The 25048-nt window shown below is 22.3% G+C and carries 45 protein-coding genes and 2 pseudogenes; 23 read left to right on the forward strand and 24 right to left on the reverse strand.

The genetic code is table 4. The annotated features are described in order from the left end of the window. The first annotated feature begins 138 nt into the window (after positions 1-138). The 7 genes from SKUN_RS04000 (at position 139) to SKUN_RS04020 (ending at position 3847) form a co-directional block, all read left to right on the forward strand. The gene (locus SKUN_RS04000) at positions 139-750 is read left to right on the forward strand and encodes a hypothetical protein (protein WP_235511354.1); all 612 of its coding nucleotides are present in this window, start codon (positions 139-141) and stop codon (positions 748-750) included. Between the two features lie 579 nt (positions 751-1329). After that, positions 1330-1497 carry a hypothetical protein gene (locus tag SKUN_RS09235; protein WP_158500764.1) on the forward strand — a complete coding sequence of 56 codons (168 nt, stop codon included), beginning with the start codon at positions 1330-1332 and terminating at the stop codon, positions 1495-1497. Positions 1498-1734: 237 nt separating this feature from the next. After that, positions 1735-2070 carry a pentapeptide repeat-containing protein gene (locus SKUN_RS11760; protein WP_408640743.1) on the forward strand — a complete coding sequence of 112 codons (336 nt, stop codon included), beginning with the start codon at positions 1735-1737 and terminating at the stop codon, positions 2068-2070. Then, complete coding sequence (locus SKUN_RS04005; RefSeq protein WP_053390948.1) at positions 2070-2276, forward strand: hypothetical protein; 207 nt, start codon at positions 2070-2072, stop codon at positions 2274-2276. Before SKUN_RS11760 ends, SKUN_RS04005 begins: the two co-directional genes overlap by 1 nt. Continuing rightward, positions 2277-3065 carry a hypothetical protein gene (locus SKUN_RS04010; RefSeq protein ID WP_053390949.1) on the forward strand — a complete coding sequence of 263 codons (789 nt, stop codon included), beginning with the start codon at positions 2277-2279 and terminating at the stop codon, positions 3063-3065. A 373-nt stretch (positions 3066-3438) separates the two neighbouring features. Beyond that, positions 3439-3651 (forward strand): recombinase family protein, encoded by a 213-nt coding sequence (locus SKUN_RS04015; RefSeq protein WP_053390950.1) that lies wholly within the window; start codon positions 3439-3441, stop codon positions 3649-3651. Next, the gene (locus SKUN_RS04020; protein WP_158500765.1) at positions 3602-3847 is read left to right on the forward strand and encodes a hypothetical protein; all 246 of its coding nucleotides are present in this window, start codon (positions 3602-3604) and stop codon (positions 3845-3847) included. Before SKUN_RS04015 ends, SKUN_RS04020 begins: the two co-directional genes overlap by 50 nt. A gap of 98 nt (positions 3848-3945) precedes the next feature. Here the strand turns inward: SKUN_RS04020 and SKUN_RS04025 are convergent, their stop codons facing one another. The 9 genes from SKUN_RS04025 to SKUN_RS04045 all read right to left on the reverse strand — a co-directional run bounded on the left by SKUN_RS04025 (position 3946) and on the right by SKUN_RS04045 (position 7904). Then, a complete protein-coding gene (locus SKUN_RS04025) occupies positions 3946-4128 on the reverse strand; it encodes a hypothetical protein (protein WP_053390952.1) in 183 nt (60 codons plus the stop codon). Further along, positions 4128-4355, reverse strand: a complete 228-nt coding sequence (locus tag SKUN_RS04030) for a hypothetical protein (RefSeq protein ID WP_053390953.1) — start codon at positions 4353-4355, stop codon at positions 4128-4130. The genes SKUN_RS04025 and SKUN_RS04030 overlap by 1 nt, the downstream gene beginning before the upstream one ends. Before the next feature lie 91 nt (positions 4356-4446). Next, positions 4447-4590, reverse strand: a complete 144-nt coding sequence (locus SKUN_RS09815; RefSeq protein ID WP_200903025.1) for a hypothetical protein — start codon at positions 4588-4590, stop codon at positions 4447-4449. 949 nt (positions 4591-5539) lie between these two features. Continuing rightward, positions 5540-5671 (reverse strand): hypothetical protein, encoded by a 132-nt coding sequence (locus SKUN_RS11305; protein WP_268794874.1) that lies wholly within the window; start codon positions 5669-5671, stop codon positions 5540-5542. 82 nt (positions 5672-5753) lie between these two features. Further along, on the reverse strand, positions 5754-5975 hold the full coding sequence (locus tag SKUN_RS11895) for a rolling circle replication-associated protein (protein ID WP_456299945.1): 222 nt from the start codon (positions 5973-5975) through the stop codon (positions 5754-5756). Then, on the reverse strand, positions 5899-6213 hold the full coding sequence (locus SKUN_RS04035) for a hypothetical protein (RefSeq protein ID WP_053390954.1): 315 nt from the start codon (positions 6211-6213) through the stop codon (positions 5899-5901). The genes SKUN_RS11895 and SKUN_RS04035 overlap by 77 nt, the downstream gene beginning before the upstream one ends. Positions 6214-6534: 321 nt before the next feature. Further along, positions 6535-7065, reverse strand: a complete 531-nt coding sequence (locus SKUN_RS04040) for a hypothetical protein (RefSeq protein WP_053390955.1) — start codon at positions 7063-7065, stop codon at positions 6535-6537. Positions 7066-7308: 243 nt separating this feature from the next. Further along, the gene (locus SKUN_RS09820) at positions 7309-7476 is read right to left on the reverse strand and encodes a hypothetical protein (RefSeq protein WP_197735363.1); all 168 of its coding nucleotides are present in this window, start codon (positions 7474-7476) and stop codon (positions 7309-7311) included. 14 nt (positions 7477-7490) lie between these two features. Further along, a complete protein-coding gene (locus SKUN_RS04045) occupies positions 7491-7904 on the reverse strand; it encodes a hypothetical protein (protein ID WP_053390956.1) in 414 nt (137 codons plus the stop codon). A 429-nt stretch (positions 7905-8333) separates the two neighbouring features. Here SKUN_RS04045 and SKUN_RS10620 point away from each other — a divergent pair, with 429 nt between their 5' ends. Next, complete coding sequence (locus SKUN_RS10620; RefSeq protein ID WP_235511355.1) at positions 8334-8552, forward strand: helitron helicase-like domain-containing protein; 219 nt, start codon at positions 8334-8336, stop codon at positions 8550-8552. A gap of 667 nt (positions 8553-9219) precedes the next feature. On the opposite strand, the gene SKUN_RS09240 is transcribed toward SKUN_RS10620, so the two are convergent. The 4 genes from SKUN_RS09240 to SKUN_RS04060 all read right to left on the reverse strand — a co-directional run bounded on the left by SKUN_RS09240 (position 9220) and on the right by SKUN_RS04060 (position 10953). Then, the gene (locus SKUN_RS09240) at positions 9220-9396 is read right to left on the reverse strand and encodes a hypothetical protein (protein ID WP_158500766.1); all 177 of its coding nucleotides are present in this window, start codon (positions 9394-9396) and stop codon (positions 9220-9222) included. Positions 9397-9866: 470 nt separating this feature from the next. Next, on the reverse strand, positions 9867-10253 hold the full coding sequence (locus SKUN_RS04055) for a thymidylate synthase family protein (RefSeq protein WP_053390957.1): 387 nt from the start codon (positions 10251-10253) through the stop codon (positions 9867-9869). Positions 10254-10482: 229 nt separating this feature from the next. Continuing rightward, a complete protein-coding gene (locus SKUN_RS11310) occupies positions 10483-10614 on the reverse strand; it encodes a hypothetical protein (RefSeq protein ID WP_268794875.1) in 132 nt (43 codons plus the stop codon). A gap of 54 nt (positions 10615-10668) precedes the next feature. Next, the gene (locus tag SKUN_RS04060) at positions 10669-10953 is read right to left on the reverse strand and encodes a hypothetical protein (protein WP_053390958.1); all 285 of its coding nucleotides are present in this window, start codon (positions 10951-10953) and stop codon (positions 10669-10671) included. Between the two features lie 197 nt (positions 10954-11150). Here SKUN_RS04060 and SKUN_RS09825 point away from each other — a divergent pair, with 197 nt between their 5' ends. The 3 genes from SKUN_RS09825 to SKUN_RS09830 all read left to right on the forward strand — a co-directional run bounded on the left by SKUN_RS09825 (position 11151) and on the right by SKUN_RS09830 (position 11764). After that, positions 11151-11327 carry a hypothetical protein gene (locus SKUN_RS09825; RefSeq protein WP_200903026.1) on the forward strand — a complete coding sequence of 59 codons (177 nt, stop codon included), beginning with the start codon at positions 11151-11153 and terminating at the stop codon, positions 11325-11327. Between the two features lie 36 nt (positions 11328-11363). Next, positions 11364-11486: a hypothetical protein gene (locus SKUN_RS11315; RefSeq protein ID WP_268794876.1), complete on the forward strand. Its 123-nt coding sequence runs from the start codon at positions 11364-11366 to the stop codon at positions 11484-11486. 116 nt (positions 11487-11602) lie between these two features. Next, entirely contained in the window at positions 11603-11764 is a 162-nt protein-coding gene (locus tag SKUN_RS09830; protein WP_200903027.1) for a hypothetical protein, read from the forward strand. 528 nt (positions 11765-12292) lie between these two features. On the opposite strand, the gene SKUN_RS04075 is transcribed toward SKUN_RS09830, so the two are convergent. Then, a complete protein-coding gene (locus tag SKUN_RS04075; RefSeq protein ID WP_053390961.1) occupies positions 12293-13096 on the reverse strand; it encodes an SDR family NAD(P)-dependent oxidoreductase in 804 nt (267 codons plus the stop codon). Further along, the gene (gene pgsA, locus SKUN_RS04080) at positions 13080-13793 is read right to left on the reverse strand and encodes a CDP-diacylglycerol--glycerol-3-phosphate 3-phosphatidyltransferase (protein WP_053390962.1); all 714 of its coding nucleotides are present in this window, start codon (positions 13791-13793) and stop codon (positions 13080-13082) included. Before pgsA ends, SKUN_RS04075 begins: the two co-directional genes overlap by 17 nt. A gap of 115 nt (positions 13794-13908) precedes the next feature. Between pgsA and SKUN_RS04085 the strand changes: the two genes are divergently transcribed. The 11 genes from SKUN_RS04085 (at position 13909) to SKUN_RS09260 (ending at position 17564) form a co-directional block, all read left to right on the forward strand. Beyond that, the gene (locus SKUN_RS04085) at positions 13909-14172 is read left to right on the forward strand and encodes a CinA family protein (protein ID WP_053390963.1); all 264 of its coding nucleotides are present in this window, start codon (positions 13909-13911) and stop codon (positions 14170-14172) included. A gap of 910 nt (positions 14173-15082) precedes the next feature. Beyond that, the gene (locus SKUN_RS09245; RefSeq protein ID WP_158500767.1) at positions 15083-15241 is read left to right on the forward strand and encodes a hypothetical protein; all 159 of its coding nucleotides are present in this window, start codon (positions 15083-15085) and stop codon (positions 15239-15241) included. Between the two features lie 5 nt (positions 15242-15246). Then, positions 15247-15384 (forward strand): hypothetical protein, encoded by a 138-nt coding sequence (locus tag SKUN_RS09250; protein WP_158500768.1) that lies wholly within the window; start codon positions 15247-15249, stop codon positions 15382-15384. A gap of 1 nt (position 15385) precedes the next feature. Beyond that, a complete protein-coding gene (locus SKUN_RS04090) occupies positions 15386-15586 on the forward strand; it encodes a pentapeptide repeat-containing protein (RefSeq protein ID WP_053390964.1) in 201 nt (66 codons plus the stop codon). A gap of 2 nt (positions 15587-15588) precedes the next feature. Beyond that, positions 15589-15780 (forward strand): hypothetical protein, encoded by a 192-nt coding sequence (locus tag SKUN_RS04095; RefSeq protein ID WP_053390965.1) that lies wholly within the window; start codon positions 15589-15591, stop codon positions 15778-15780. A 5-nt stretch (positions 15781-15785) separates the two neighbouring features. Beyond that, positions 15786-15995, forward strand: coding sequence for a hypothetical protein (locus tag SKUN_RS04100; protein ID WP_053390966.1), 210 nt, complete (start codon positions 15786-15788; stop codon positions 15993-15995). A 41-nt stretch (positions 15996-16036) separates the two neighbouring features. Beyond that, a complete protein-coding gene (locus SKUN_RS11320) occupies positions 16037-16162 on the forward strand; it encodes a hypothetical protein (RefSeq protein WP_268794794.1) in 126 nt (41 codons plus the stop codon). Continuing rightward, positions 16155-16340: a hypothetical protein gene (locus SKUN_RS04105; protein ID WP_053390967.1), complete on the forward strand. Its 186-nt coding sequence runs from the start codon at positions 16155-16157 to the stop codon at positions 16338-16340. Before SKUN_RS11320 ends, SKUN_RS04105 begins: the two co-directional genes overlap by 8 nt. Further along, complete coding sequence (locus SKUN_RS04110) at positions 16331-16708, forward strand: hypothetical protein (RefSeq protein ID WP_053390968.1); 378 nt, start codon at positions 16331-16333, stop codon at positions 16706-16708. The genes SKUN_RS04105 and SKUN_RS04110 overlap by 10 nt, the downstream gene beginning before the upstream one ends. A gap of 225 nt (positions 16709-16933) precedes the next feature. Further along, a complete protein-coding gene (locus SKUN_RS09255) occupies positions 16934-17107 on the forward strand; it encodes a hypothetical protein (protein ID WP_158500769.1) in 174 nt (57 codons plus the stop codon). Positions 17108-17417: 310 nt separating this feature from the next. Beyond that, a complete protein-coding gene (locus tag SKUN_RS09260; protein ID WP_158500770.1) occupies positions 17418-17564 on the forward strand; it encodes a hypothetical protein in 147 nt (48 codons plus the stop codon). A gap of 79 nt (positions 17565-17643) precedes the next feature. Here SKUN_RS09260 and SKUN_RS04115 read toward each other — a convergent pair whose 3' ends face one another. Both SKUN_RS04115 and SKUN_RS04120 read right to left on the reverse strand, forming a co-directional pair. Further along, positions 17644-18627 (reverse strand): phage terminase large subunit, encoded by a 984-nt coding sequence (locus SKUN_RS04115; RefSeq protein WP_053390969.1) that lies wholly within the window; start codon positions 18625-18627, stop codon positions 17644-17646. Then, complete coding sequence (locus SKUN_RS04120; protein WP_053390970.1) at positions 18617-19015, reverse strand: hypothetical protein; 399 nt, start codon at positions 19013-19015, stop codon at positions 18617-18619. The genes SKUN_RS04115 and SKUN_RS04120 overlap by 11 nt, the downstream gene beginning before the upstream one ends. 304 nt (positions 19016-19319) lie before the next feature. Between SKUN_RS04120 and SKUN_RS10625 the strand changes: the two are divergent. Next, positions 19320-20058 (forward strand): annotated as a pseudogene (locus SKUN_RS10625) (IS30 family transposase); the annotation flags it as partial. 88 nt (positions 20059-20146) lie between these two features. Here the strand turns inward: SKUN_RS10625 and SKUN_RS08835 are convergent. The 7 genes and pseudogenes from SKUN_RS08835 to SKUN_RS09265 all read right to left on the reverse strand — a co-directional run. Beyond that, positions 20147-20425 (reverse strand): annotated as a pseudogene (locus SKUN_RS08835) (IS30 family transposase); the annotation flags it as partial. Between the two features lie 203 nt (positions 20426-20628). After that, positions 20629-20898 carry a hypothetical protein gene (locus tag SKUN_RS04135; protein WP_053390973.1) on the reverse strand — a complete coding sequence of 90 codons (270 nt, stop codon included), beginning with the start codon at positions 20896-20898 and terminating at the stop codon, positions 20629-20631. A 103-nt stretch (positions 20899-21001) separates the two neighbouring features. Beyond that, positions 21002-21514, reverse strand: coding sequence for a UPF0236 family transposase-like protein (locus tag SKUN_RS04140; protein WP_053390974.1), 513 nt, complete (start codon positions 21512-21514; stop codon positions 21002-21004). Then, entirely contained in the window at positions 21486-21911 is a 426-nt protein-coding gene (locus SKUN_RS04145; RefSeq protein WP_053390975.1) for a hypothetical protein, read from the reverse strand. The genes SKUN_RS04140 and SKUN_RS04145 overlap by 29 nt, the downstream gene beginning before the upstream one ends. A 283-nt stretch (positions 21912-22194) precedes the next feature. Beyond that, positions 22195-23334, reverse strand: a complete 1140-nt coding sequence (locus SKUN_RS04150; RefSeq protein WP_053390976.1) for a restriction endonuclease subunit S — start codon at positions 23332-23334, stop codon at positions 22195-22197. After that, positions 23327-24880: a type I restriction-modification system subunit M gene (locus tag SKUN_RS04155; protein ID WP_053390977.1), complete on the reverse strand. Its 1554-nt coding sequence runs from the start codon at positions 24878-24880 to the stop codon at positions 23327-23329. The genes SKUN_RS04150 and SKUN_RS04155 overlap by 8 nt, the downstream gene beginning before the upstream one ends. Before the next feature lie 12 nt (positions 24881-24892). Continuing rightward, complete coding sequence (locus SKUN_RS09265) at positions 24893-25045, reverse strand: hypothetical protein (protein ID WP_158500771.1); 153 nt, start codon at positions 25043-25045, stop codon at positions 24893-24895. Positions 25046-25048: the final 3 nt, after the last annotated feature.

Consider the following 25048-nt stretch of genomic DNA (forward strand, 5'->3'; position numbering starts at 1 on the left):
ATTTCATTTAAAAAAATAATTACATTAAATGATATATATTATAAAGAGTAGAAAAAACATAAATTAAAAATATAAAATGGAAAAGTAATAAAATATCAATTTTATTCTTTTCAGTTGCGAAAGGGGCATATTAATATTATGGGCTATTTAGAAAAAATGTTTGAAAATTTAGGAAAAATATATTTAATATATAAAGTAATAGTATGAACGAATAATGTACATAAAAAAACTAAATCAGCATGAAATTTTATTGCTGATAAAATTAGCAAAAAATCAAATAGTGCAAAAAATTGGTTATTGAAAAAAAAATACTATTGAACTAATTATAATAAATGAGTTAATATAAGAACAAAAGAAGAAAGAAAAAAAATTAATGTTCAACAAGATATTGTTATTAATGCTCAAATATATTACAAACAAGTTGAAAGAAAGGCAAAGCGTAAACTTGAAGAAATGAAGAAGATTGCAAAAAGAGATAATATATATGAGTATTTAGAACCTGACTTTAGACAAATTGAAATTGTTTTAGATAATTTTGACATCTTAAAAATGATGTCACATATTTCAGCTTCAAATCAAGATCTTTCTGATAAATTTAAAGAAATTATTATTGAAGTTAATACAGCTTCACCTTCACATTCAAATAGTGAACAAATGATTGATAATGATAGAACCGATGATAATGATGAATTTTTTGATACAGTAGAAGAATTAGAGTCTAATCAAATAGATTATGAACGCAGTTCCTAAGGAAATTTAATAAATAATTTTATAAAATTGCATCGTGTACGATGAAGCTCCAAAAAAACAACTCTTGTTAAAGGGTTGTTTTTTTATTTGAAAATCAATCTAACAATTTAATAGATATTTTGGTGGTCTAACCCAACAGTAAACAGTCTGGAAATAATAGACACTTTAACAAGTGATAGTCGTGATAAGTCCAAGGTTAATATCAAACGACAATAAAAATAGAGATAGTGACTTTATAAATAAATTTGCGTATAGCATTAGGCTCTTCAAGGTGCAAGTAGATTTATTTTAAAAACTGAACGCTTTAACCTGAAATGGTGCGGATGAAGAGAGATAATTCTCTGGCACAACAAAGAAAAAACAACTACAAAGTTGTAGTCATTTTTAGTTAATTAATGGGGGTAACTATGAAAAATAAAATATGTTTTAAAAAAAGATATTGAGGTTATTGTTTTAAATGTAATCAAGAAAATAAAGAAGAAATTGAAAATAGATTGATTAAATAAACACTTTCACACGATGAAATTACTGCTGAACATTGAGCATTAAATACTAGAAAAAATTAGGAGGAATTAAATTATGGAAAAAAGATACTTATTAGTAATGAAATATGAAAATGAAGTTATAACTAAATCATTTTATACATTAAAAGAGGCAAAAATAACTGCTAAAGTTGAAAATCAACAAGAGTGATTAACAACTATTATTGATTTAGAAGATGAAAAAATTGAATGACAAGGAGAATAAATAATATGTATAAAGATGAAAATGGAAATATTTATACTGAAGAAGATTTATTTAATGAAGCATTAGAAAAATGTTATTCATAAGAGAGTGCTTATGACTATATTGAGACATTAATTGAAGAAAAGAATTTGGAGGAAATATAAAATGAAAATATTAAAAGATGTTATTGCGGACTTAACTAGTATTGAGGTTTAACAAGAAAAATTAAATCAATATTTAGAAAGTGAAAAATTATATTTAAAAGATGCTTATTTATATGATGCTCATTTAAGAGGTGCTGATTTAAAAGAAGCTAATTTAACTGGTGCTAATTTACACCGTGCTGATTTATTTGGTGCTAATTTAAAAGGTACTGATTTAGGATTTGCTCATTTACGCGGTGCTCATTTACGTGGTACTAATTTAGAAGATGCTTATTTAGGGTGTGCTAATTTATGTGGTGCTAATTTATATGTTGCTAATTTAACTGGTGTTGATTTAGCATATGCTAATTTAACTGGTGCTAATTTATGTGGTGTTAAAATCACCAAAAAACAATTAAACCAATTAACTATTATTGAGGAGGATAAATAATGACTATAACAGAATCAATTAAATTTGATAAATTACAAGAAGAAAATGAAGCACTTAAAAAAGAACTTGCTGAATTAAAAGAACAACAATTATATAAAGAAGATTTTGATGAATATTGTCAATATGTAAATGGTCGAAGAGAAGATACTTTTATTATAAAAGATAAATCTTTATATAAAAAATTACCTAATAAGGAGGTGAAATAAATGAGTGATATTGTAAAAAATACAGTAAATAGCATTACATTTCAATTTCCTTTAAAAGTAGATGATTTTAAAAATGAAAGTATTTTAGCATATAATGTTCAAAAATTTAAAGAAGAAAATAAACAAGAATTAACTGAGTATATTTTTAGACATATTAATCATTATGCTTTAAATGGTTATCAAAATGTACATTTAAAAGATATTCCAAGTGCTATTACTAAAAATAATTTTGTTTTTAAAGAATGATTAGAACTTATTCAAAAATTATTAGATGAACATAATAGAATTGGAAAAATAATTACTAATTATAGAAATTATATTGAAAGATATAGAGTTGAAATTAATAATAATATGACGCAAGCACGCATACAAAAGCAACAAGAGTTTTTAAAAGAACAAGAATTAAAAAAACAGGAATTAATTGAAAAAACAAATAATTTAACACCTGAGATGGGTCTTGATATAGACCAAATTCAAGATGAACAAGTTCGTGTAATGGAACAAATTGAGCAAATTGATAAATCATTAGAACCAAAAGAATTAAAAAAAGTTGGTATTAATTTAATAAAAGAAAAAATATTAATAAAAGATATTGAAATAATTGGAATTGATAATGATTTTTTAGAAAATGCAAATAAATTAGAACTAATTAATTTAATTAAAACTTATTTAGTTATTGATGAAAAAATTGTTAAAAATGAAATTAAAGCACAATGAGATAGTAATGTAAATACTAATACTATTGGTATTAAAGGTATTAAATTCAAAATAAATAAAGGAGTGAAATAAAATAATAAATTTACAACAAAATAACAAGACAAAATTAACTCCTATTGGAGAAATAATAAATAAATTAAAAATTGCTTTTATAAAAAATCAAGAACAAATTAATAAAAATATAAATGTAGAATTAGCTTTACATAAAATTAATGAAATATTAACTAGTAGTGTTAATCTAAATTTATCTAGTCGTAGTAATCAAGCAACTGTTATTGTTAATATTTTTAAAGAAACATTAATTGGTAATTTAATTGGCGAAGATTATTATATTTATCAAGATGCTAAGGGAGGAATTAGATATAATCGTAATCGTTATAGTTGAGAAAAAATTGTTCGTAATTTTAGTAAAAAACCAGTTAAAGATATTAAATATGACATAGTTATGGATGGAGATATTTATGAATGAGATAATATTAATTTTAAAATGGTAAAACATAATACTGATCCTTTTAAAAGAAATAGAAATAATAAAACAAAGGTATTGGGTGCATATTGTACTATTATTTTTGAAGATAATTCAACAACTGGTGCTGTTTTAAGTAAAGATGAAATTGAAGCATTACAACAATTATCACCTAGTGGAAAAAAATGGTAATGGTGGTTGAGGAACATATTATTTTAAAATGGTATATTCCAAAATAATTCGTGAAGCATGTTTAAAAGTTGAATTAAAACAAACTACACCACAATATATTAAAGAAATGATTAAAAAAGATGAAACTAGTTATACAGAACCAGCTAAGAAATTTACATTCATCAATAACACCTCACTTAAAACACTTTCTATTTAATAATAAAACCTTCGCATACTCTAATCTTGATTTTAGTAATTAACATTAAAAACTAAAATTAATTTTTATACTTGAGAAGGTACTTTATTGATATTAACTTATTCAACAAACTTATCTGCTTTTTTAATTTTTCGTTTTCCCCATTCTTTAAATTCTACTTTTTTAGAACAATGCGGACAAATTAAATACTTATTTTTAAATTTAAATATCGTATTAATTGTTAAAAAAACTAATAACATTAATATTGTAATTACTAAAATAATTGTTGCAAAAACAGTCATTAATTATCACTCTCACTTTCCATATTTAACATATAATTTTTGACTTGCTCCACTAATAACTTAAAATGTTGTTCTTCCATAACACCAATATCAATAACGTTATGATTAAGATACAATTTAATTGCTTTTATTAACATAAATAATGGTATTTTTATAGGTAAACATTGAAGTATAACATTAACTAAATATTCTAATCACTGTTTATATAACTTAGTTTGTTTTTTCATTAAAAAACTCCAACATAAACAAAAAACAATATAAACAAAACAACTAATAACAAACAAGAAACTATAAAAATAATTCAGTCTCAATTAATATTTAATTTATTTTCATTCTTTTTCATTCTAATTTTTTTTCCGGTAGTACTCAATATTCATCTGTAATTTTATCTGCTGAAACTGAATATGGCCTTAACATTAATTCCTCTAATTTAGCAATTAATTTATCTTTATTTTTTGTCATAATCTAACCTAGAATAATAATTATTAATTAAAGCAATATTTTCATTAACACAATTTCAGCAATAACAAGAACCATTTTCTCAAACAATAATAGTTTAGATAAATTTCATTTAGCAAAAATATTTAAAGACTTATTCCCATATCGAAATAAAAACAAAATTCATAAATTAAAATATAAATTAAAAAAATATATTTTTTTACTGGAAATTATGAGTTATTATTAGATTTTTTAATTTGTCATTTACCTTATGTTATTGATAACAAAAAAAATTTATTAAAAACAATTGAATTAATTAAAAAAATAAAGATAGCATTAAAATATAATATTATTTGTCATATTGAGGGTGATATCAAAATTAATTAAGTTAAAGTTGAAAAAAATTTTAAAAATAAAGAAATGCATCCTGTAAGATGAAGCTCCAAAAAAACAACTCTTGTTAAAGGACATATATGTAAATAAAGGTTTCACAAGGTTTAAAACTTTAAATAATATAAATGTTAAAAAATAAAAACTAATTTAATAAAAAATTAATACAAAATGAATGTAAATATAAATACAAAATAAAAACATTTACTTATATTTAAAGTTTCCGTCCAGAAAACCTTTATTGGTTTGAAACAATAAATATAACTAAATGCTATATTATTATTTCTAATTTCATTTTACATAACAAAATAAATATGTCAACTACATATTTCAAAGCAAAAAATAAATTTATTTATAAATTTACATCCCCAACTTGTTTTTTTGTTTTAATTAATATTGTGGTATAAGTTCGGCCAGAACTATGCTACACACTAGTACTTTCCATTTGGAAGGTACTTTTTTAAATGTACTTTTGTTTACCTAAATCAAGGTATTTATCGTATTTTTTCCGTATTAGATATCTATCTAAATCAGATATTTTATGAAAAAAACGAAATATTTTTTTATAATATGGGAGATATTCTTACATTTGTCAAAAATAATCTTTATTTCAATCACCATCAATGCTAATACCCATTAAATAACCATCTTTATTATTAAACATAAAATTATGTTTTGTTGCTTTTAATGAAACAATTAATTCCATTTCACACATTTCAATAACACCAACTTTAACAATAGAGTCAGTATAATTAGCACTAAACTGATATTCCTTTATATTTAAGTCATAAATATTTTTACTTTTTTTCTTCGCTTTGTGCTTTTACAATATATTTAGCAACATATTTACTAACAAATTCATTTGTACCAGTTTCAACCGGTAAATTTTTATTATATCCATAAGGCCAACATTTTATAACTACTTTATTAGGGATATATTCACTAAATATGATATGAAAATGTATTCTTCCTTTTTTTGATATTCATAAGTAATTTAATATTTTGGATATTTTCAGCATAAGTTAAGGTTAAAAAACCCATATTTTTACAACCACTAAAATTATGAATTGCTTTACGAATACAACTTGCTTGTGAACGAATACGACTATTTACTAATTTAGTTTCATTTTTGCCAGTATTTTTAATACCATTTAGATTGCCTTTACCAAATTTATTAATACATTCTAACGGTAATACAATCGTTTTAATATAAGGACCAAAATATACTTTTTTAACCAAAATATACTTTTTTAACATAATATTTTTGATTAACAAAATTACTACTATCAATATAAGGTCTGTATAGAACTTCTCCAGTCAAACGATTATAAGGATTCATATTTACCTTCATTTTGTTTTTCCTTTCTAAAATAAAAATAATCTAAAATAAAAATAAAAAAAACATTTACTTATATTTAAAGTTTCCGGTCAGAAAACCTTTATTGGTTTGAATACATTAAACATTTAGATAAATGTTTTTTTATTCTAATTTAGATTATATTGTTAATTTTAATATTATTAATTTATTGTAATTAACAATTTTAATTTAATTAAAAATATTAATTTAATAAAAAATAATTATTGAGGAAATAGATGAATAACCTCTCCATTACTATTTAAAATAATTGCAATACCATTATTACTAGTTTCTATTAAAGTTTTAGAAAAAATTTTAGGAAGTGATCAAAAAAAATCATTATAAAAAATCTGTTGTTGTACTGTTGGTGAAATTTTACTCAAATTTGATACAAAATCATTGGTATCATCATTAGGATTAATTTCTATTAATTTTGTGACTACAAATTGTATCATTTGTTCTGATTTTTGTGTATCATTTAATTCAACATTATTTAAAATTTGATAAAGATTTTGAATTGTTCCTAAAGATAAATAAATAATTCAATCTGCAAAAAAATGTTTTTGTTTTTTATCATCTTTATATGAATAATTTTTTAATACTTTATCTTCTCCACGAGTAACAGAGCTGCTACTTTCTGCTGTTGAAAAATTTGAACTTTTATTATTTGGCATCATTGCCATTAATGGTGCTACTCCACTTGTTGTTATCGCTGTTGCTCCAATTAAACTTAATATTTTTTTTATATTCATAATATATTATTCCTTTCTATTTTTATTTATATGTATTTAATATACATAATTTAACTATATTTAATTATTTTTATTTTGTCAAATTTACTTATTTTTGTTTTCTACTATTGTGTTACTTAATTCAAGTAAAAGGGACTTCGCCCCTAGGTCGCTTTGCGACCTGTACCCCTTTAAGTAAGGTGGTGCGTCGATAAACCACCACACCACCTTACTTTTTTTCTTAACAACATTATTTTACTACTACTAAAAATAGCGTAAAAGTCCATTAACCATTGCTAAAACCAATATAGAACTTAACATAATCTTAAATGTAATATCAAAAGCAAACAAATTACCAATATTATTAAACAATTCAGAAACATTACTAAACACATGTACTATTCCATTAACAAATTTATAAATTTCTTTCATACCAGGAAAATTATTTACAATCCAAATTGTTGCATTTTGAATATGACAAGCAATATTATATCAACTACAACTTTTATAATGTATTTTTCAAATATTACCACTATTAATTTCATTATTTCAATCAGTGGCATTATAAAGACTAAAATTAAAACCATTAATTTAATAAACCTATCCTCTGTTAATCTAGTTGTATTAAATCTAATTACATTAAAACCTTGATATTTTGTTCTATCTGTCATGTCTAATAATTTTATTGATTTAGTATATTTATCATTATTAGAAGGTAAAATATCAGTCTTATAATCTCAATTTGAATAATAAGAAAAATAATCATTAGTACTATTTATCATATAGGCATTATACAATTGCACTTGTGGTTTTAAATAATAAATATCTGTATCAGGAAATCTTAAAATATTAAAAACCATTAAATAATTTATTTAATTATTTTTAATTGCTTTTGGTAAAAGAATGTTTATTATTTTAGTTTTACCACAACTGCACATCACTACTAAAATAAATATTGCAAAATTAAAAATAATATATTAGAATAAAAATAACTTTCAAATATAAACACTTAATTATAATATAAACACTTAATCATATTGAAAGGTTCAAACTATTTATAGTTTCCTCGTATGAAACTTTTAAATGTAATTTAGTGTTTTTTTATTTGGAAGGAGTTTATAAAATGAATAATGTTTTTATTCAAGATAATTTAACAAATAAAGGTATAAAACGGGAGTTAAAAATACTGAAAAAATAATAAAAAACTATGAAATAATCGTATTCGCACCCAAGGAAATTGTATTCGTAAAGCATATCATAATTTTTTAAATTCAAAAAATTTAAGTTTTTTGACTTTAACTTATGCAAAAAATGAAACAGATATTAAAAAATGTAAAAATGATTTAAAGTTATTTTTTAATAATATTAATCGTTGATGAAACAATCCTATTTGTTCTAAAAATCATAAAGGAATTTTAAAATATATGTATACTTATGAGTATCAAAAACGCGGAACGGTTCATTTTCACAACATATTAAACCAAAAAATACCTAATAGTGTTGTATAACAATACTGAAAACATGGTATTAATAAAAATATTAAAATTCGTAGCGGTACAAATGAAGATGTTGTTAAATATCTTGCTAAATATATTATTAAAACTGCAAATGATAATAAAAGTCAAAATCACTATGATTTAAACATTAAGGCATATCAGTTTAGTAGAAATTGTAAGAACCCCAAAGTAAAAGTTGCTGTTATTGAATTATATGAACAAGATTTAATTTATTCAGTTAAAGATAGCTTAAATTATTTTGTTTTTGGTGATAAAAATAGTTATAAAATTGGTTTTAGTTCTGATAGTTATTTTAATTTAGTTAAAAATAATAATTTTACTGTTAATAAAAATAAAAATTTAAGGTGTTAAAATTAAAAAAATGAGTTAAAAACTCATTTAAAAATGTGGTAATCGCCTCGTACAACAATTACCACAAATTAATTAAAACAAAAAAAAGAAAACAAGTTGGGGATATATATTGTTCGAATATTATTTTAGGTACGAGTTTAACAAAAATTTTAGACTATTTTTAAAAATAGTAAATCATTAAAACGCTTAATTTAAAAGTATCTTATTTACACATTTATTAAAACACATTTCCTTAAAAAAGGTAATACTAAAATGATAATATTTTTAAAATATTCTTTTTTTCGTAAGATTAATAATTTTTGAACTACTATCTTACTGCTGTTATTTCTTTTAATGCTTTACTAATACCAGTAGTATGATAATTCATTATAGGAATACCTCCCTTTTTAGGCTCATATAATGAATTATTAGCATCATTATTTCATTTAGCCATTTTCATATTTTTTAATGAAATATCTTTATTTTCAAGCTGTTCTTTAAACATTTCTTTAACTAAGTTTCCATGGCCTAGCTGTGGTTTTATTGTATGTGATATTAATGCCTCCGCACATGCGCTTAGACATCATTCATATTTATATGCAATAACACCATCTTTGCGTTTTTTTCTACATCATTAGATGATATATACTGCCCTAAAAATTCAACCAATATTTGTTTTTCTTCTTCACTAGTTAAATTTTTAATTGAACTTAATTTTTCTTTTTTACTTTTATTATCAAAAACAGCAACAATATTTTCAACTTTACGTTTTAAATTTGATAGATAATTGAATATTTATTTCATATATCATTTCATTCTTTAATTCTAATAACTGACTTCTTTTGAGCAAATAAAATTGATGTTTTTGTATTAGTTATCATTTATTCCCTGTCTTTCTTCCATATTTTGAGGAAGTTTTATATTAATTACTGCTCTACAAGAATTATTGTCATTTTTTAATTCATTAATTACTCATTATAGTTGGTTAAATGAACCTTTATTTGTAAAATATGAATTGTCCATTATTCGATACCCATAAGCACTATTAACATATTCTTCATTTGAATTAGAATATAATTTATTTCAAAATTTTAAATATTTAGCGACTGATGGCAAGTCTGACTTACCAGATCAATATCAATCCAATTCTCCATTTAAGTAATTCAAATTAGGTTGTCTAATTCTTGAATTAATAATGTTATCATTAGGGTTTTTAATTTCTATGTGACAATTAATAAGTTCTAAAGTTGAAAAGTTTCGTGGTGATGTTTTTATTCCTGTTGTTTTTAATTGATTTAATATTTGTTCAAAAGCATCTGTAGCATTTTTTGCAATTATCATTTTTTTTCATAATAAAGACATAACATTTTGTTTTTCTTTTTAGAAATAATTTTTTAAATAATTTATCAGCTCTTTTTAATTGTTTTCAATTAAAATCTTCTTTTCTTTCTAAATGTGCTTTTTTAATTATTTTTTTAGTAGCTTGATAATAAACAATATATCCATTTTTATTAGCAATTTCTAATTCTAATTTTTCAAGATCATTAACAGTTAATTTAGCCTTTCTATTAAATAATTTTGAATATACAAGTTAGCCATAAGCATATTTATCAAAAATTATATTCGAACAAGTATTATTATTTAATTCTGAATATAATTCATAAGTATTATGTGTTTTAGAATCTAAATGAATTATCATTCCTTTTGAACTTAAATTATTCATTAATTTATTTGCAAAAGTTGTTTTTACAACACCTCAATACCCTCTAATACTATTCTATTCATTCTTAAATATTCTCTCATTCATTAAATCCATAATATCCATACCAGATTTTTTGTTTGATCTTTCTAAAAGTTTAAAAGCTCTTCCTCTTAATGACTTTGCCATAACATTTAGAATAGTTTTATTTTTAGTTAAAATATAACCTTTTTGCGATGATGCAAACTTATAACCATTAATAAAGTTGTTTTCATCATCTAACTTTTTTAAAAACTTTGAAAATATTACAGATGAGTTTAAAACAGATAACTCTGTCTTACTGCTAATCAAAATTATAAACATTTTGATATGAATTATTTAGTTTTAAATTTTAATTATAAAGAATTGATTAATATGGATATTCTTAAAAAAACTAACAGTAATTATTTTATTAATGATTTTAAACAAAATTTTTATTCATTGGATAATTTATTTCAAGTTTTAGATTATTTTTATTCTAATGTTTTAATAATTATATTTGATATTTCTAATTTTAGAAAATGTATTTATTTATATCTGATAATGGTAATTTAGGTTTTGTGTTTTTTGTAAAAAATGGTTTTTTATTATATCCAAAATCAATGGTTTTTAATATTTTAAGATTTCCTGATACAAATATTTATTATTTAAAACCAAAAGTGCAGTTGTATAATGCTTATACGTATTTTACCTTTTAATAATGAAAATGAACTTAATCAATAAAATTATTATATATGACAGATAGGTCAAAATATCAAGGTTTTAATTTAATTAGATTTAATACAAACAGATTAACAGAAGATGGGTCTATTTTAATTAATGGTTTTAATTTTAGTATATATAATGTTAAAGATTAACAAAATGAAATTAATGGTGGAAAAATTTAAAAATTACCATATAAAAAAGGTGTTTGATACCGTTTAGATATTCACATTTAAAATGCGACAATTTAGATTGTAATAATTTGCCTGGTATGAAAGAAATTTATAAATTTGTTAATGAAATAGTACATGTGTTTAGTAATGTGTCTGAATTGTTTAATAATATTAGTAATTTATTTGCTTTTGATATTACATTTAATATTATGTTAAGTTCTATATTGGTTTTAGCAATGGTTAACGGACTTTTAATGTAATGTTATTGGTAAAAAAGTAAGGTGGTATGGTGGTTTATCCACGCACCACCTTACTTAAAGGGGCAAAAGTCGCGTAGCGACTTAGGGGCAAAGCCCCTTTCCTTGATATTTTAATATTTTAAAATAAATAACTTTTTATTAAAAGAAAAATTTAATATGAAAGTAAAAAACAAACTAAAAAGAGTAAGTTGGAAAGTAATTGGTGATCTATAACAAGCTTTTAAAATAGCACGTGGTGCAATTAATCATGTTTTAATTAAAATGGGTTTTGACAAAGCTGAAACTATTATGAGATCAGAACGACTAATGCTGAATTAGAAAAACAATATTATGAAGCCCTTGCTAAAATAGCAAAATAAAATGGGGAAGATTTTGTTTTGCGAGGAAAAAAGATAACATCTAATATTTCGAAACAAGGTCAACAATATCAAAAAATTCTTAACGAAATTGATAATATTGAGAAGGATATGTATCTCAGATAAAGAACATGAAATATAAAAAATAAAAACAACAACAATGTTGTTGTTTTTATTTTCGTTTTCTTTGATAATTGTAAACCGATGTTAATACTCAATTTTGGGGACTTCATTTTGTTAATTTTTTTACAATTTTATTAACACCACCTGTTACAATATAATTTTTTCTTTTTACTTTTAATCCTTTTAATAAACTTTTTCGAGCATAAGTAGATGTATTCATAACTTTTACTGTTGAATGATATTTTGCATTTTTCTGGTTACTACTTCGATTTCAGAAATCAGTTTTTAACGGTCCTGGACATAAGGCAATAACTCGAACTGGTGATTTTGTTTTTTTCAATTCAGTATTAATAGCCACTCCCAAACTTAAGACATAAGCTTTTGAAGCATAATAACTAGCAAAAACTGGGGCTGGCGTAAATGCCGCTAAACTACCAATGTTTAAAACACGTCCTTGTTGTTGCGCTATAAAACGTTGTACAAATAATTTTGTTAAAATATGGAGCGCTTTAATATTTAAATCAATCATATTCATTTCTTGTTCTAAATTAGATTCATTAAAATAACCTCATACACCATATCCAGCATTATTAATTAAAATTGTTACATTATCTTTTGCAACATTATTAAATAATTTTTCACAATTTTCTAAATTACTTAAATCATAATTAATCATTTTAATTGTTTGTGTTGGATATTTTTGTTGTAAAGCAGTAACAGGGGTTGTATCACGAGCAACAGCAACAACATTATAACCAAGTTTTAATAATTCTTCGCAATAACAATATCCTAATCCTTTACTAGCGCCAGTAACAACAGCTCATTCTAAACTATTACTATTTGTTTTTTTCATTATTTTCTTGTCCATTTTCTAATTTTGGTTTTTTAATAACTGTCATATCAAATAATGTTTTACGATTTAAGAAAATATAATTTCCTGCTGCCGTTAATGATAATACAGTTGCTAAATACATTGGAATCATAATAATTTGGTTTATTCAACCAAATTCATCTCATTGGCCCGTTTTTAAAGAATGACCTTTAAACATACGAAAACCAATAAAAAATAAAATTGTCATTCCAAACATCTCCATTGCTGCTCGCACACGTCCTAATTGATTAGCAGCCATCATCACTTTTTGTGTTGCTAAAATTTGGCGAACAACATCAATTACAAAATCGCGAGCAATTAACAATACAACCATTCAAACTGGAATAATGTTTGCACAAGCAAAGACAATTAAAACAGTATTTGTTAGTAATTTATCGGCAATTGAATCAAAAAATTTGCCAAATGTTGTGACTTGATTGTAGCGACGAGCAATAAAACCATCTAATAAGTCAGTTAAGCTAGCAATAATAAATAAAATCCCAGCAATTAAATAACTAATTGGTAATGAATAAGTAACATTATCTCCTTTAATTGTTAAACATTGATCTCATACATTATTATATAAGGAATTATTTTCAAATGGAACAATTACCATTAAAGCAATAATAAATGGGATTAAAAAAATCCGAATTAATGTAATACGATTAGCTCAATTCATTTTAAGTCCTCTTTTCTAAAAATATCTTATTCTTGATATGTTAATATTACTTACATATTATATTATATTATATAAATGTATAATATTAAAGAAAGTTTATGAGGTAAAAGGAAAAATGATTAAAGAACTAGTACAATTACTCCAACAAAAACAAATGACAATTGCAGCATATGAATCAATAACAGGAGATCTTTTTAGTCATTATATAACTAATGTTCCAAATGCTAGTCATGTTTTTTTTAGGCAGTATTGTTACTATACTAATGACATTGAAATTAAACTTTGTCATGTTTACCAATCAATAATTACTACAACAATAATTAAACATTTACAACAAATTTTAGAAAAAGAACAAGAAATTAATAGTAAAAAAAGATAAAAATAAACAGAAAGGTGCAGTATACCACATACATTTTAAAGATTACAAGAAAATAACAAAAATAATAAAAATATTTATTTATAATATAAAAATATCATAAAATAAATAAATAAAAATGCATCGTGTACGATGAAGCTCCAAAAAAACAACTCTTGTTAAAGGGTTGTTTTTTTATTTAAAAACAACCATTAAAAGGAGATGAAAAAAAATATGTCTAAAAATACTATTATTAAATGTAGTAAATGTGGAACACCAAAGCAGTTTCATACAGTTAACCATCGTGAAAAAACAGAGTGATTTGAAGATGTTTATTACACTGAATATTAAAATTTTGTTTTTTTAAAACCTTAAATTTTATAAAACAACTTTAAAAATTAAATAATTGACTCTACAAGTGTTTAATTTATAATTACATATTTTTAGGGAAGGTTCCCCAACAAGGCATTTCCGCCGGCATGAAACCATTAGAGCTGTTAACTTGTTTTTTTGCGATTTTGTAAATTAATGACTTTGATTAAGATAGACGCGTAGTGGTGCATTCATAACTATTAATTGCAAGGATAAAAATAAAATCGTGTGCGTAGAGGTTAAATAACTTTTAAGAACTGGGCAAGGATTTCTTAATTAATCTACTAGTTGGGACTTGATGAGGAGGTACTTAATACTACAAGTAATTACAAAATGTAGAACATTGTAGTACTTTGTAGTTAATTGTAAAAAGGAGAATTTAAAAATGATTATGAAAAAGAAAATATGTTTAAAACAAAGATATTGAGGTTATTGTTTTACATATAATAAAGAAAATGAAGAATAAATTGAAAATATGTTGATTAAATACACACTTAGACAAGATGAAATTACCCACGAATATTGAGCATTAAATACTAAAAAAATTAGGAGGAATTAAATTATGAAAAAATATAAATACTTATTATTATCAAAAGATAAATTTGGATTTAATATTCAGTTTTTTTATACATATATTGAAGCAGAGCTTACTGCTAAAAATATATTTTACAGTGAAAAAACTATTATTAATTTAGAAAAAATTGAATGACAAGGAGAATAAATAATATGTATAAAGATGAAAATGGAAATATTTATACTGAAGAAGATTTATTTAATGAAGCATTAGAAGAATGTCATTCAGAAGAGAGTGCTTATGACTATATTGAGACATTAATTGAAGAAAAGAATTTTGAGGAAATATAAAATGAAAACAATACAAGAAATTATTAAAAACTTAACAGGAGTTACTGTTGAAAAACAAAAAATAAATAAATATTTAGAAAGTGAAAGATTAGATTTAGAAGATGCTAATTTATGAGATGCTAATTTAGAAGGTGCTTATTTAACTGGTGTTAAAATCACTAAAAAACAATTAGAAAAATTAACTATTATTGAGGAGGATTAATAATGACAAAAACAGTTAAAGAAATAGAACAAATACAAGATATTATAGATTTTATTTGTTCTAAGCATCAAACAAATGTAGATGATAAATTATTTAAATTATATGAAATTAGAAATAAAATGTTATATTACGAAAATGAACTTGCTGAATTAAAACAACAACAATTATATAAAGAAGATTTTAGAAAGGCATAATACTAATGGCAAATAGAAAATATTGTGAAGATTGTCAAGAAGACAATTATGAAAAAATTCCTTATTATACTACTGTTTGAATATTTCCTGATGATAGATATACACTAGAAGAAATTAAATTTATTATTCATGAATGTTCTTCAAGAGAATTAAGGCAAAACTTTAAAGCAAAATTAAGATATGTGTGTGAAAGTTGTACAGATAAATATTGTTAGAAAGGGATGTGATTAAATGTCAACATTGAGGAGGATGAATAATGACTATAACAGAATCAATTAAATTTGATAAATTACAAGAAGAAAATGATGCACTTGAACAAGAACTTACTGAATTAAAACAAAAACAATTACCTAATAAGGAGAATAAATTAAATAATGAATAATATAGTTCAAAATATTTCTTTTCCTTTTGTTATTAAAGATAATGATTTTAAAGAATTAAGTTTAAAAGCATTAAATATTAAAAAATGAATGGATGAAAATGGCCAAGAATTAGCAGAATTTATTTATCGTCATCGTAATTATTATATAATACTAATGATTATAAAGATGTGTATTTAAAAGATATTCCTAGTCTTGTAAGTAAAGTATATATTGTTTTTAAAGAACTATCAGAAATAATTAAACCATTTAAAGGTGATTTAAATCGGATTTGTACTAATACTATTAATTTAGAAAAATGTATTGAAAATCATAAAATTGAAATTAAAAATAATATTAATCAAGTACGCATTAAAAAACAAAATGAATTATTTAAAGAACAAGAATTAAAAAAACAAGAATTACTTGAAAAAACAAATAGTTTAACACCAGATATGGGTCTTGATATAGACCAAATTCAAGATGAACAAGTTCGTGTAATGGAACAAATTGAGCAAATTGATAAATCATTAGAACAAAAAGAATTAAAAAAATTGGTATTAATTTAATAAAAGAAAAAATATTAATAAAAGATATTGAAATACTGGGCATTGATAATGATTTTTTAGAAAATGCTAATCAATATGAATTAGTTCAATTAATTAAAACTTATTTAGTTATTGATGAAAAAATTGTTAAAAATGAAATTAAAGCACAATGAGATAGTAATGTAAATACTAATACTATTGGTATTAAAGGTATTAAATTCAAAATAAATAAAGGAGTGAAATAAAATGATAACTGAATTACAACAATATATTAAAGGTGCAATTATTAAATATGAATTAAAAGTTAATGATAAATATTTAAAAGAAAATATTTTAGCACTTGAAGAATTAAAAACGAAAAATGGACAAAGTTATATGCAGTTAGTTAATACTGCTGATAATATAAAATTACAGCATTAAGTATTATTAAATTAAGTAATAAATGGTTAATTTTTGGTAAGGTGAGAAATTTGAATGAGATAGTTTAAATTCATGTCCTAAAATACATGAAATTAATTTTAATGCAAATACTAGTGATTATAATGAGATTATTGGTGCTTATGCTTTTGCAAAAGATAAAAATGGAAATTATCAAGGTATTTTATTAAGAAAAGCAGATATTGAACGATTAAAAAATAGTAGTCCAAGTGGAAATAGTGAATATTCACCTTGAAATAAATGACCAAAAGAAATGGTTGAATAAAAATTATATCGTAAATTAGCATTAGAAATGGGAATTGATATTTCAGATATTGATTTAGATGAAAAAGAAATTAAAGAAGATGGTAATTTTGAATATATTTCATTTAAAGATATTGATGTCGCCAAAAATAAGAGGCAAATTAGCGACGAACCATTATCAAATAATAATAAATAATCCCCATCTTATCCAGAAATAGCAGACACAAATGATAATGTCGTTAAAGAAGATGATATCTCAAATGTAACACCAGTAATTAATAATAATGATGAGGATTGAGCAACTTGATAAAAATAGGTATTGACCCATCAGGAAATGGTACTACTCATAAACTAGCACTTGTTTTATGTGCATTTGGACTATCTGCTTGAGCATAATCAACACCAGCAAGGATTTTATCAAAAGTTCAAGTTAATTTAGTAAATTTAAGATATTTAGCAAATACAGCACCTTGTACTTGTCCAGGTAATCCTCAACTTCATACTCTTGCTCTTGATGGTCATCTTCTTTCCTTTTCTAATTGATCTCTTACAATATCATTACTTAAATAAGTATTAAGTCTTCAACTAGAATAATGAATAATAATCTTCATATTTCATTTTTCGATATATTTAATTTGTTCATATTTACTACGCATTATTTCTTCATTAAAAGGTAATAATTCATTACAATAACCAACAATATATCTTTTTAAACTTTCAGGATTACAAGTATTAATTGTTATTTTATTTTGATAACCACGAATAGCAAATTCTAAATCAATTAAATCTTTTTGTTGAAATTGGTCACATTCTTCTCTTCAATCAATAACTAATTTATATTTATTCAAATCAGCAAAAGCTTTTAATTTTTCTTTTCGACTTGGTGAATGTAAACCTTTACAATATATTTTGCTACCATTTGATAAAGTAAAAGTAAAATTTGATAAATTAATAGTATAAGGAATATGATTTTCATCTAACATATTTCATATATTTTGAAATACACTATCTTTTAAATCTTTACTCCAATACATACTAGCAATGATACAAATTCGTTGTTTAATTAATAAACTAATTTTTAATAATTCACCAAACATTTTAATATTTGAAATAGTCTTACCACTATATCGTGTTCCAATTTGATTAATTTCATTAACTAATTCATATTTTTTAGCAAAGGGATATTTATTACCAATACTACTATTTTGTAATAACCAATAAGGAGTTTCTAACAAATAAGTAAAATGATTAAGCATCATTATCACTCTCTTTTTTAATATCTCTAATATCAGTTTGTAAATTAACTATTATTGGCTGTTGATTATTTAAGTTTAATTCTTGTTCTAATTGTTTTTCTTGTAGTGAATATTTATAATTAAATGCTCGTTGTCAATATGTTTTTACTCCATCAGGTGTTTTAACCATTGCTTTAATTAATTCACTTTCAATTTTATCAACTTGTCGTTCAAGCAAAGGAACTATCTTTTCGCTCCGATAAATTTCTTGTCTTCAATGACGAGAAAGGTTGAATTCATTGGTTAAATCATTCAAAGTATATGGTTTATCAGATAATTTATTTTCTCAAAATTGCTCTATTTTACGACAAAAAGTTGCTAAACTTGCAGTTTTTGGATTAAATTCTTTCATTTTTTACTCCTTTTTGCATATTAAAATTGCTATTATTTAAACATTATGATTAAATAAAAGAGTAATAACAAACTTATCAAGAACTAAAAACGTAGCAAAATGTATTAAAGAACTTAATATTATTTTTATTATGTTTATTTTACAATTAAAAAAAGAATTTTTCAAGTCTTTTTTGTAAAACAAGTTTTTAGAGATACAAATTTGAAACTTGTTATACTTTAATTTTATAACTTTAAAAATAATTGTCAATAGTTTTTTAAAAAAATAGTGTATAAATAACTTTAAAAGATTGGAGATACAATATATGAAAGATTATACACATGTAAAATTTGATGAACGAAGATTTTTTAAAGATTTATTATTTTCTAATGCTTGTAAAAAGAAAAATGGAACAATTAATTTATCTGAAATATCAAGGCAAACGGGAAGAGATATTAATACTGTTAAAAGAGAAATTAATAGATTTAAAAAAATAGAAGATTATACAGCAGTTGAAGCACATAAAGATTATTATAAAAAACGAAAAAAATGTATTAAAAAACTACCTGAATTTACAGAAGAACAATTAAATTTTATTCAAATTAGATTTAATAAATATCGTGATACACCTGAGCAACTTATTTATCGTTATTTTTTGAAATTTAATGTTAAATTTCCTGCTTGTGTTAAAACTTTTTATAAATGAGTTCGTTTGGGTGAGTTTGGATTAAAAAAAGAAAATTTACGATATAGGGGTAAAAAATATAAAACAAAAGGAAAAAAAAGATAATCGTGGTCAATTAACTAATTTTAAATCAATTTGAAACATTGAAAATAAATTTTCTAATGTTGGATGATTTGAAATGGATACTGTTGTTGGAAAAAACCATCAATCTTCTTTTTTAGTTTTAGTAGAACAATCAAGTAAAAAATACTTTGCAATAAAATTAGAAAATAATACTTCTAATGAATTTTTTGAAAAGTTTAAAGAATTAGTTAAAGTAAATAATTTAATGGGTAAAATAAAAGGCGTAATAACTGACAGAGGTAAAGAATTTTATAAATGAAGAGTTGCATTTATTTTAAATGATGTTATCATCAAATTAACAAGAGATATAAATTTGGAACTTGAATATACACGATACAATAAATTTATTTAATATTTTTTAAAAATATTTCTTTTGCACTTATTCAATTTAAATAGGGCCGTATTTTTTCATTAATTACATCATTAAATACTCAATATAATCGTTTCTGACTAACTTTATTAAAATCAGTTCCCTGAGGAAATCAGTGTCTTAATTCACTATTCATATATTCAATTAAAGGTTTTTGACGAGGTTTACCAGCTTCACAAAAATATACTTGTGTTTTATCGAATATTTCTAATTATCTTCATTTACTAAAATCTTTACCTCTATCAGTTATTATTGAGAGAGTAAATTACTAGGTTGGTGATACCTTATTCTAATAAATATTTACATATTAAAATAAAATTTATAAGAAAAAAATAAATTTATCTTTTTTAATTAATTTAATTGTAACATAAAAGTAATAATTTACAATACAAAAAAATAATAATTCGCAAATTATTTAATAAATTTATTTTAAATTATTGATTTTTTCTTTAAATTTTAAACAAAACCTTGTGATTGGTGAACAACATTTTTATTTATCAAAAATTGCTTATTATGCTTATATTCATTTTTAAAATAATAATTATATTCTTTTTCATTTTTTTTGTTTAATTTATTAATATAAAACTCAATTAAATTAACACCATTTTCTTTCGCCATTTTTATTGCAATCATATTTTTAAAAACTTTTTCACTATATGATTTAGCACCATATCCTTTTAATCATTTTACATTATGCGAAATTTGTGGTTCAGTACAAGACCCCATATATCAATCCTCTTTATAAACTTTAATACACTCAGAATTATTTTTTATATATTTAATGAAATCTTTGATTTTTTCCTTTTTATCTTTTAAGAATGAATATTCTTTAATATTTTTTTGTAATTAATTTTTTTAAATATTTTATTGCTTCATCAGGAACGCCATTTTTAAATAATTTATTTATATCTCAATAAATTTGTTTTCTTATTTTTTCATTATCGGTTAAATTTTTAGTAAGTTTTCTTCTTCTGTAAGGAAATATTGTTTTTAATTCTTTCATTAAATGAAATTGATCTAAAATAAAAATTGCACCAATTTTATTAGCAAATTTTTGGATTCATTTTGCTCCATCACCAGCCAGCGTTAACATATAATTTTCAATATTAAAATTTTGATTTAAAAAATGTAAAAATTCTTTTTTATATTTTTTAATAATATAGTATTTATTTTTTACTGATTTTATAACAATAAAAATTTTTTTATCTTTTATAACATTTTTACTTTTAGTGCTTTTTATTCCATCATACCCAGTATGAAAATATGCTGTTTTAAACATATTTTTTTCTATTTTTCTATATTTTGTTAAATTACTAAAAGAATCATCAACGCCAGCATACAAATATGGTGTTTGAACAATTATTTTTTCAGTCTTTTTTTAATTGTTCTTTAAATAATTTATAAAAATTAATTTCCTTATTAATGTTTGTGATTGTCATCTTTAATATATTTAATTTTGGGTACATATCCATAATATTTCTTTGTCTTTTAGCACTATCCATTAATTTTCAAATTGCTATTTTAATAAAAATACTAATTCTACTTCGTTTTTTTCTTCCGACTTTCTTATCAAATAAGAAAACAAATTGATATTTGTTAGTATCTTTATTAAAAAAAACGAAATAATGTTCTAAAAAAGGTAATATCACCATACTCTGTCTTTTCTGTAAAAGGTCTTTTACCTCACATAATATAGCCATTTTGGCCATTACAATTTTGTTTTCGTAATTCTTAATCAATTTTTGATCATTCTTTTAATATTAATCTTTTTCCTGTTTCATTAATATCAATATTTACTTTTTTTCTAAAATTAATACTACTAAAAATATTTAACATATACCTGTATTCCTTTTAAATTATTAAATGATAGTAAAATTTTATAATGATTCAAAATATATTTCAGAAATAGTTTTTTAATTTTTTAAAAAAATAATTTATTCTATTTAAATACTCTTATATTTTTCAAATATAAACATTTACAAAAACAACAAAATTATGTAAAAATCAGATATAAACCATAAATTAAATAAAAATATTATTTAAGTAATATTGTTTTTGTTTTTCTAAGAAACTTAACTGTTCTTTGACTAATTCAATTTTCCTATCAATGATACTAAAAAAATGTCCAATTAAATTTTGTTCATTTTTTAATTTTGAATTATAAAAATTAATATTTCCCATAATATTATTCATTAACTTTGGATTACCATTTTTATTTATATGTTTTTTTGCTTCTAAACTAATTGAAATAGCAAATGAATAATTATTATAATGATCTTTTTTACCAATTAAAACTCCACAAACATTAGATGCATAAAAGTTTTCATTCACAAATCTAATAGTACCAGCATTAGCACCATCGGTTGTTCAAATAATTTTATTTTTTTCAAAAAGATAACTATTAGTTCAACCCATTATTCCGTTATTTGATGTTTGAGATGAATATACAGGAAAAAAATTAGCTTCTTTATTTTTTAAAAGTATTTCTTTGCTTATAACACATCCTCTTTTTAATTTATAAATTTCATTAATTTTATATTTTTTTCATTCATCATTAAAGTCTTTAAATCTAATTTTTGGATAACTTTTTTCATTTGTAAACATATTCTTTAAGTAATATTGTTTTTGTTTTTCTAATAAACTTAATTGTTCTTTAATTAATTCAATTTTTCTATCAATAATAGTAAAAAAATGTGCCACTTTTATTTGTTCACTTATTTTGGGTCACTCTTTTTTAAAAATTCATTCAAAACTAGATAATCGTAAAGATGAAACTGTTGTTCCAACAGAAAATGTATTAAAATTTTTATTATTTTTAATAATAAAATAAAAAAGATATTTATTTATAATTTTTGATTTATTAACAGATGTAAGTGCATAAGCTCTTTGATGTAAATCAAATTTACCGTTAAAATAAGTAGGCAAAAATGAACCTTCACCTGGTATAATAATATACTCACCATGAAAAATATATTTATTACTTCTTTTAATTTTTTCAGATCTATCAAAAAATGTATATTTACCAATTTCTAATGCATTTTTTGTATCAGATTTTCCTGTTTTAATTTTGATAATATCGTTTTTTTTAAATATTATTTTTTGAAAATTATTTTCATTAATAAACTCTTTAAATCTAATTTTTGGCACCAGAGATTTATTCATTATTAATCACCAAATCTTTTAACATTAAATTAAATTCTTCATCTAATTTTTGAATTTCTTTTTTATTATTAATTAATTTATCTTGTAATTCTTTAATATTAATAATTTCTCTTTCTTCTGTATTATCAATATAACGAGCAATATTTAAGTTATAATCATTTTCTTTAATTATTTCTATATCAACTAAATTAGAAAATTTATCAATAGTTTTTCTTTTATTAAAAATATTAATAATTTTAATAATATTTTCATCGGTTAAAGTATTTTTATTTCCTTGCTTTTGAAATTCTTTCGAAGCATCAATAAACAAAATTGAATTATCAATTTTACATTTTTTCATCACAATAATACAAGTTGGAATTGATGTACCATAAAACATATTAGCTGGTAAACTAATAATAGTATCAATTCAATTTTTTTCAATCATATATTTTCTAATAATTAATTCAGCATTGCCCCTAAACAAAATGCCATGAGGAATAACAACTGCCATTACGCCATTATCAGATAATTTATAAATCATATTTTGAATAAAAGCAAAATCAGCTTTTGTTTTTGGTGCTAATTTTCCATATGCACTAAATCTTTCATCACTTAAAAATTTTTGATTTGCCGATCAATGAGCACTATATGGCGGATTTGCAACAATTATTTCAAATTGTTGTCCTTTAAAACCATCATCTTCTAATGTGTCACCATTATAAATATCAAATTTATTATACTTTAAACCATGCAACATCATATTCATTCTTGCTATATTATATGAATTGTTTTTTAATTCTTGACCATATAAATGACCAATTTTTAATTCTTTATATACTCTTAATAATAATGAACCTGAACCACATGTTGGATCATAAACAGTTTTAATTTCCGCTTTTCCTTGACTAACTAATTTAGATAATAATTTAGAAACAGGTTGTGGTGTATAAAATTCACCTGCTGCTTTTACTGATTCAGAAGCAAACTTACTAATTAAATATTCATAAGCATCACCTAAAATATCAATTTCCGACTCATTAATTTCAAAATTAATTTCATTAATTTTTAACATTACTTTAGCAATTATTTTACTTTTTTCTGTTTCTGTTTTTCCTAATTTACTAGAATCTAAATCAACAGAATAAAATAAATTTTCGAATTCTTTTTCTGACAAATGACCAGTTGTTGATTCAATTAATTTTTTAAATGCTTTTCTTAATAAGAAGATATCAAATTTTCCAATATTAATTTTATTAATTATTTCTTGTCATAAATATTCTGGTTCAATATAATATCCAGCACTATCATTATCATATAAAACTTCTAAAAAATCATTGCGATATTTTTCATTAGTTAAAGCGGTTTGATAATCAATTCCTTCTATTTTTAAATCTTTTTCTATTATAGATTGTACATTATCTGATAAATAACGATAAAATATTAATCCTAATATATACTCTTTATATTCGGATGGTTCCATTGTCCCTCGTAGAGTATTAGAAATATCTCATAATTTAGAAAATAATTGTTGTTGTTGTAAATTTTGTTTTTCATGTGTTGTCATAATATTTTTTTCCTAACTTTCAAACTCATTAATTAAATTAATTATATTTAATTCTAATTCTTTTTTTACTTTATTTTTTGCTTTTATTTTAGAAATATTTTTATTAATAGCTATTTTTTCAGTATATTGTTGATTAATTTTTTCTCTAATTAAGTTAGAAGGCAATTG

This window comes from Spiroplasma kunkelii CR2-3x, assembly GCF_001274875.1.
Taxonomy (GTDB): Bacteria; Bacillota_I; Bacilli_A; order Mycoplasmatales; family Mycoplasmataceae; genus Spiroplasma; species Spiroplasma kunkelii.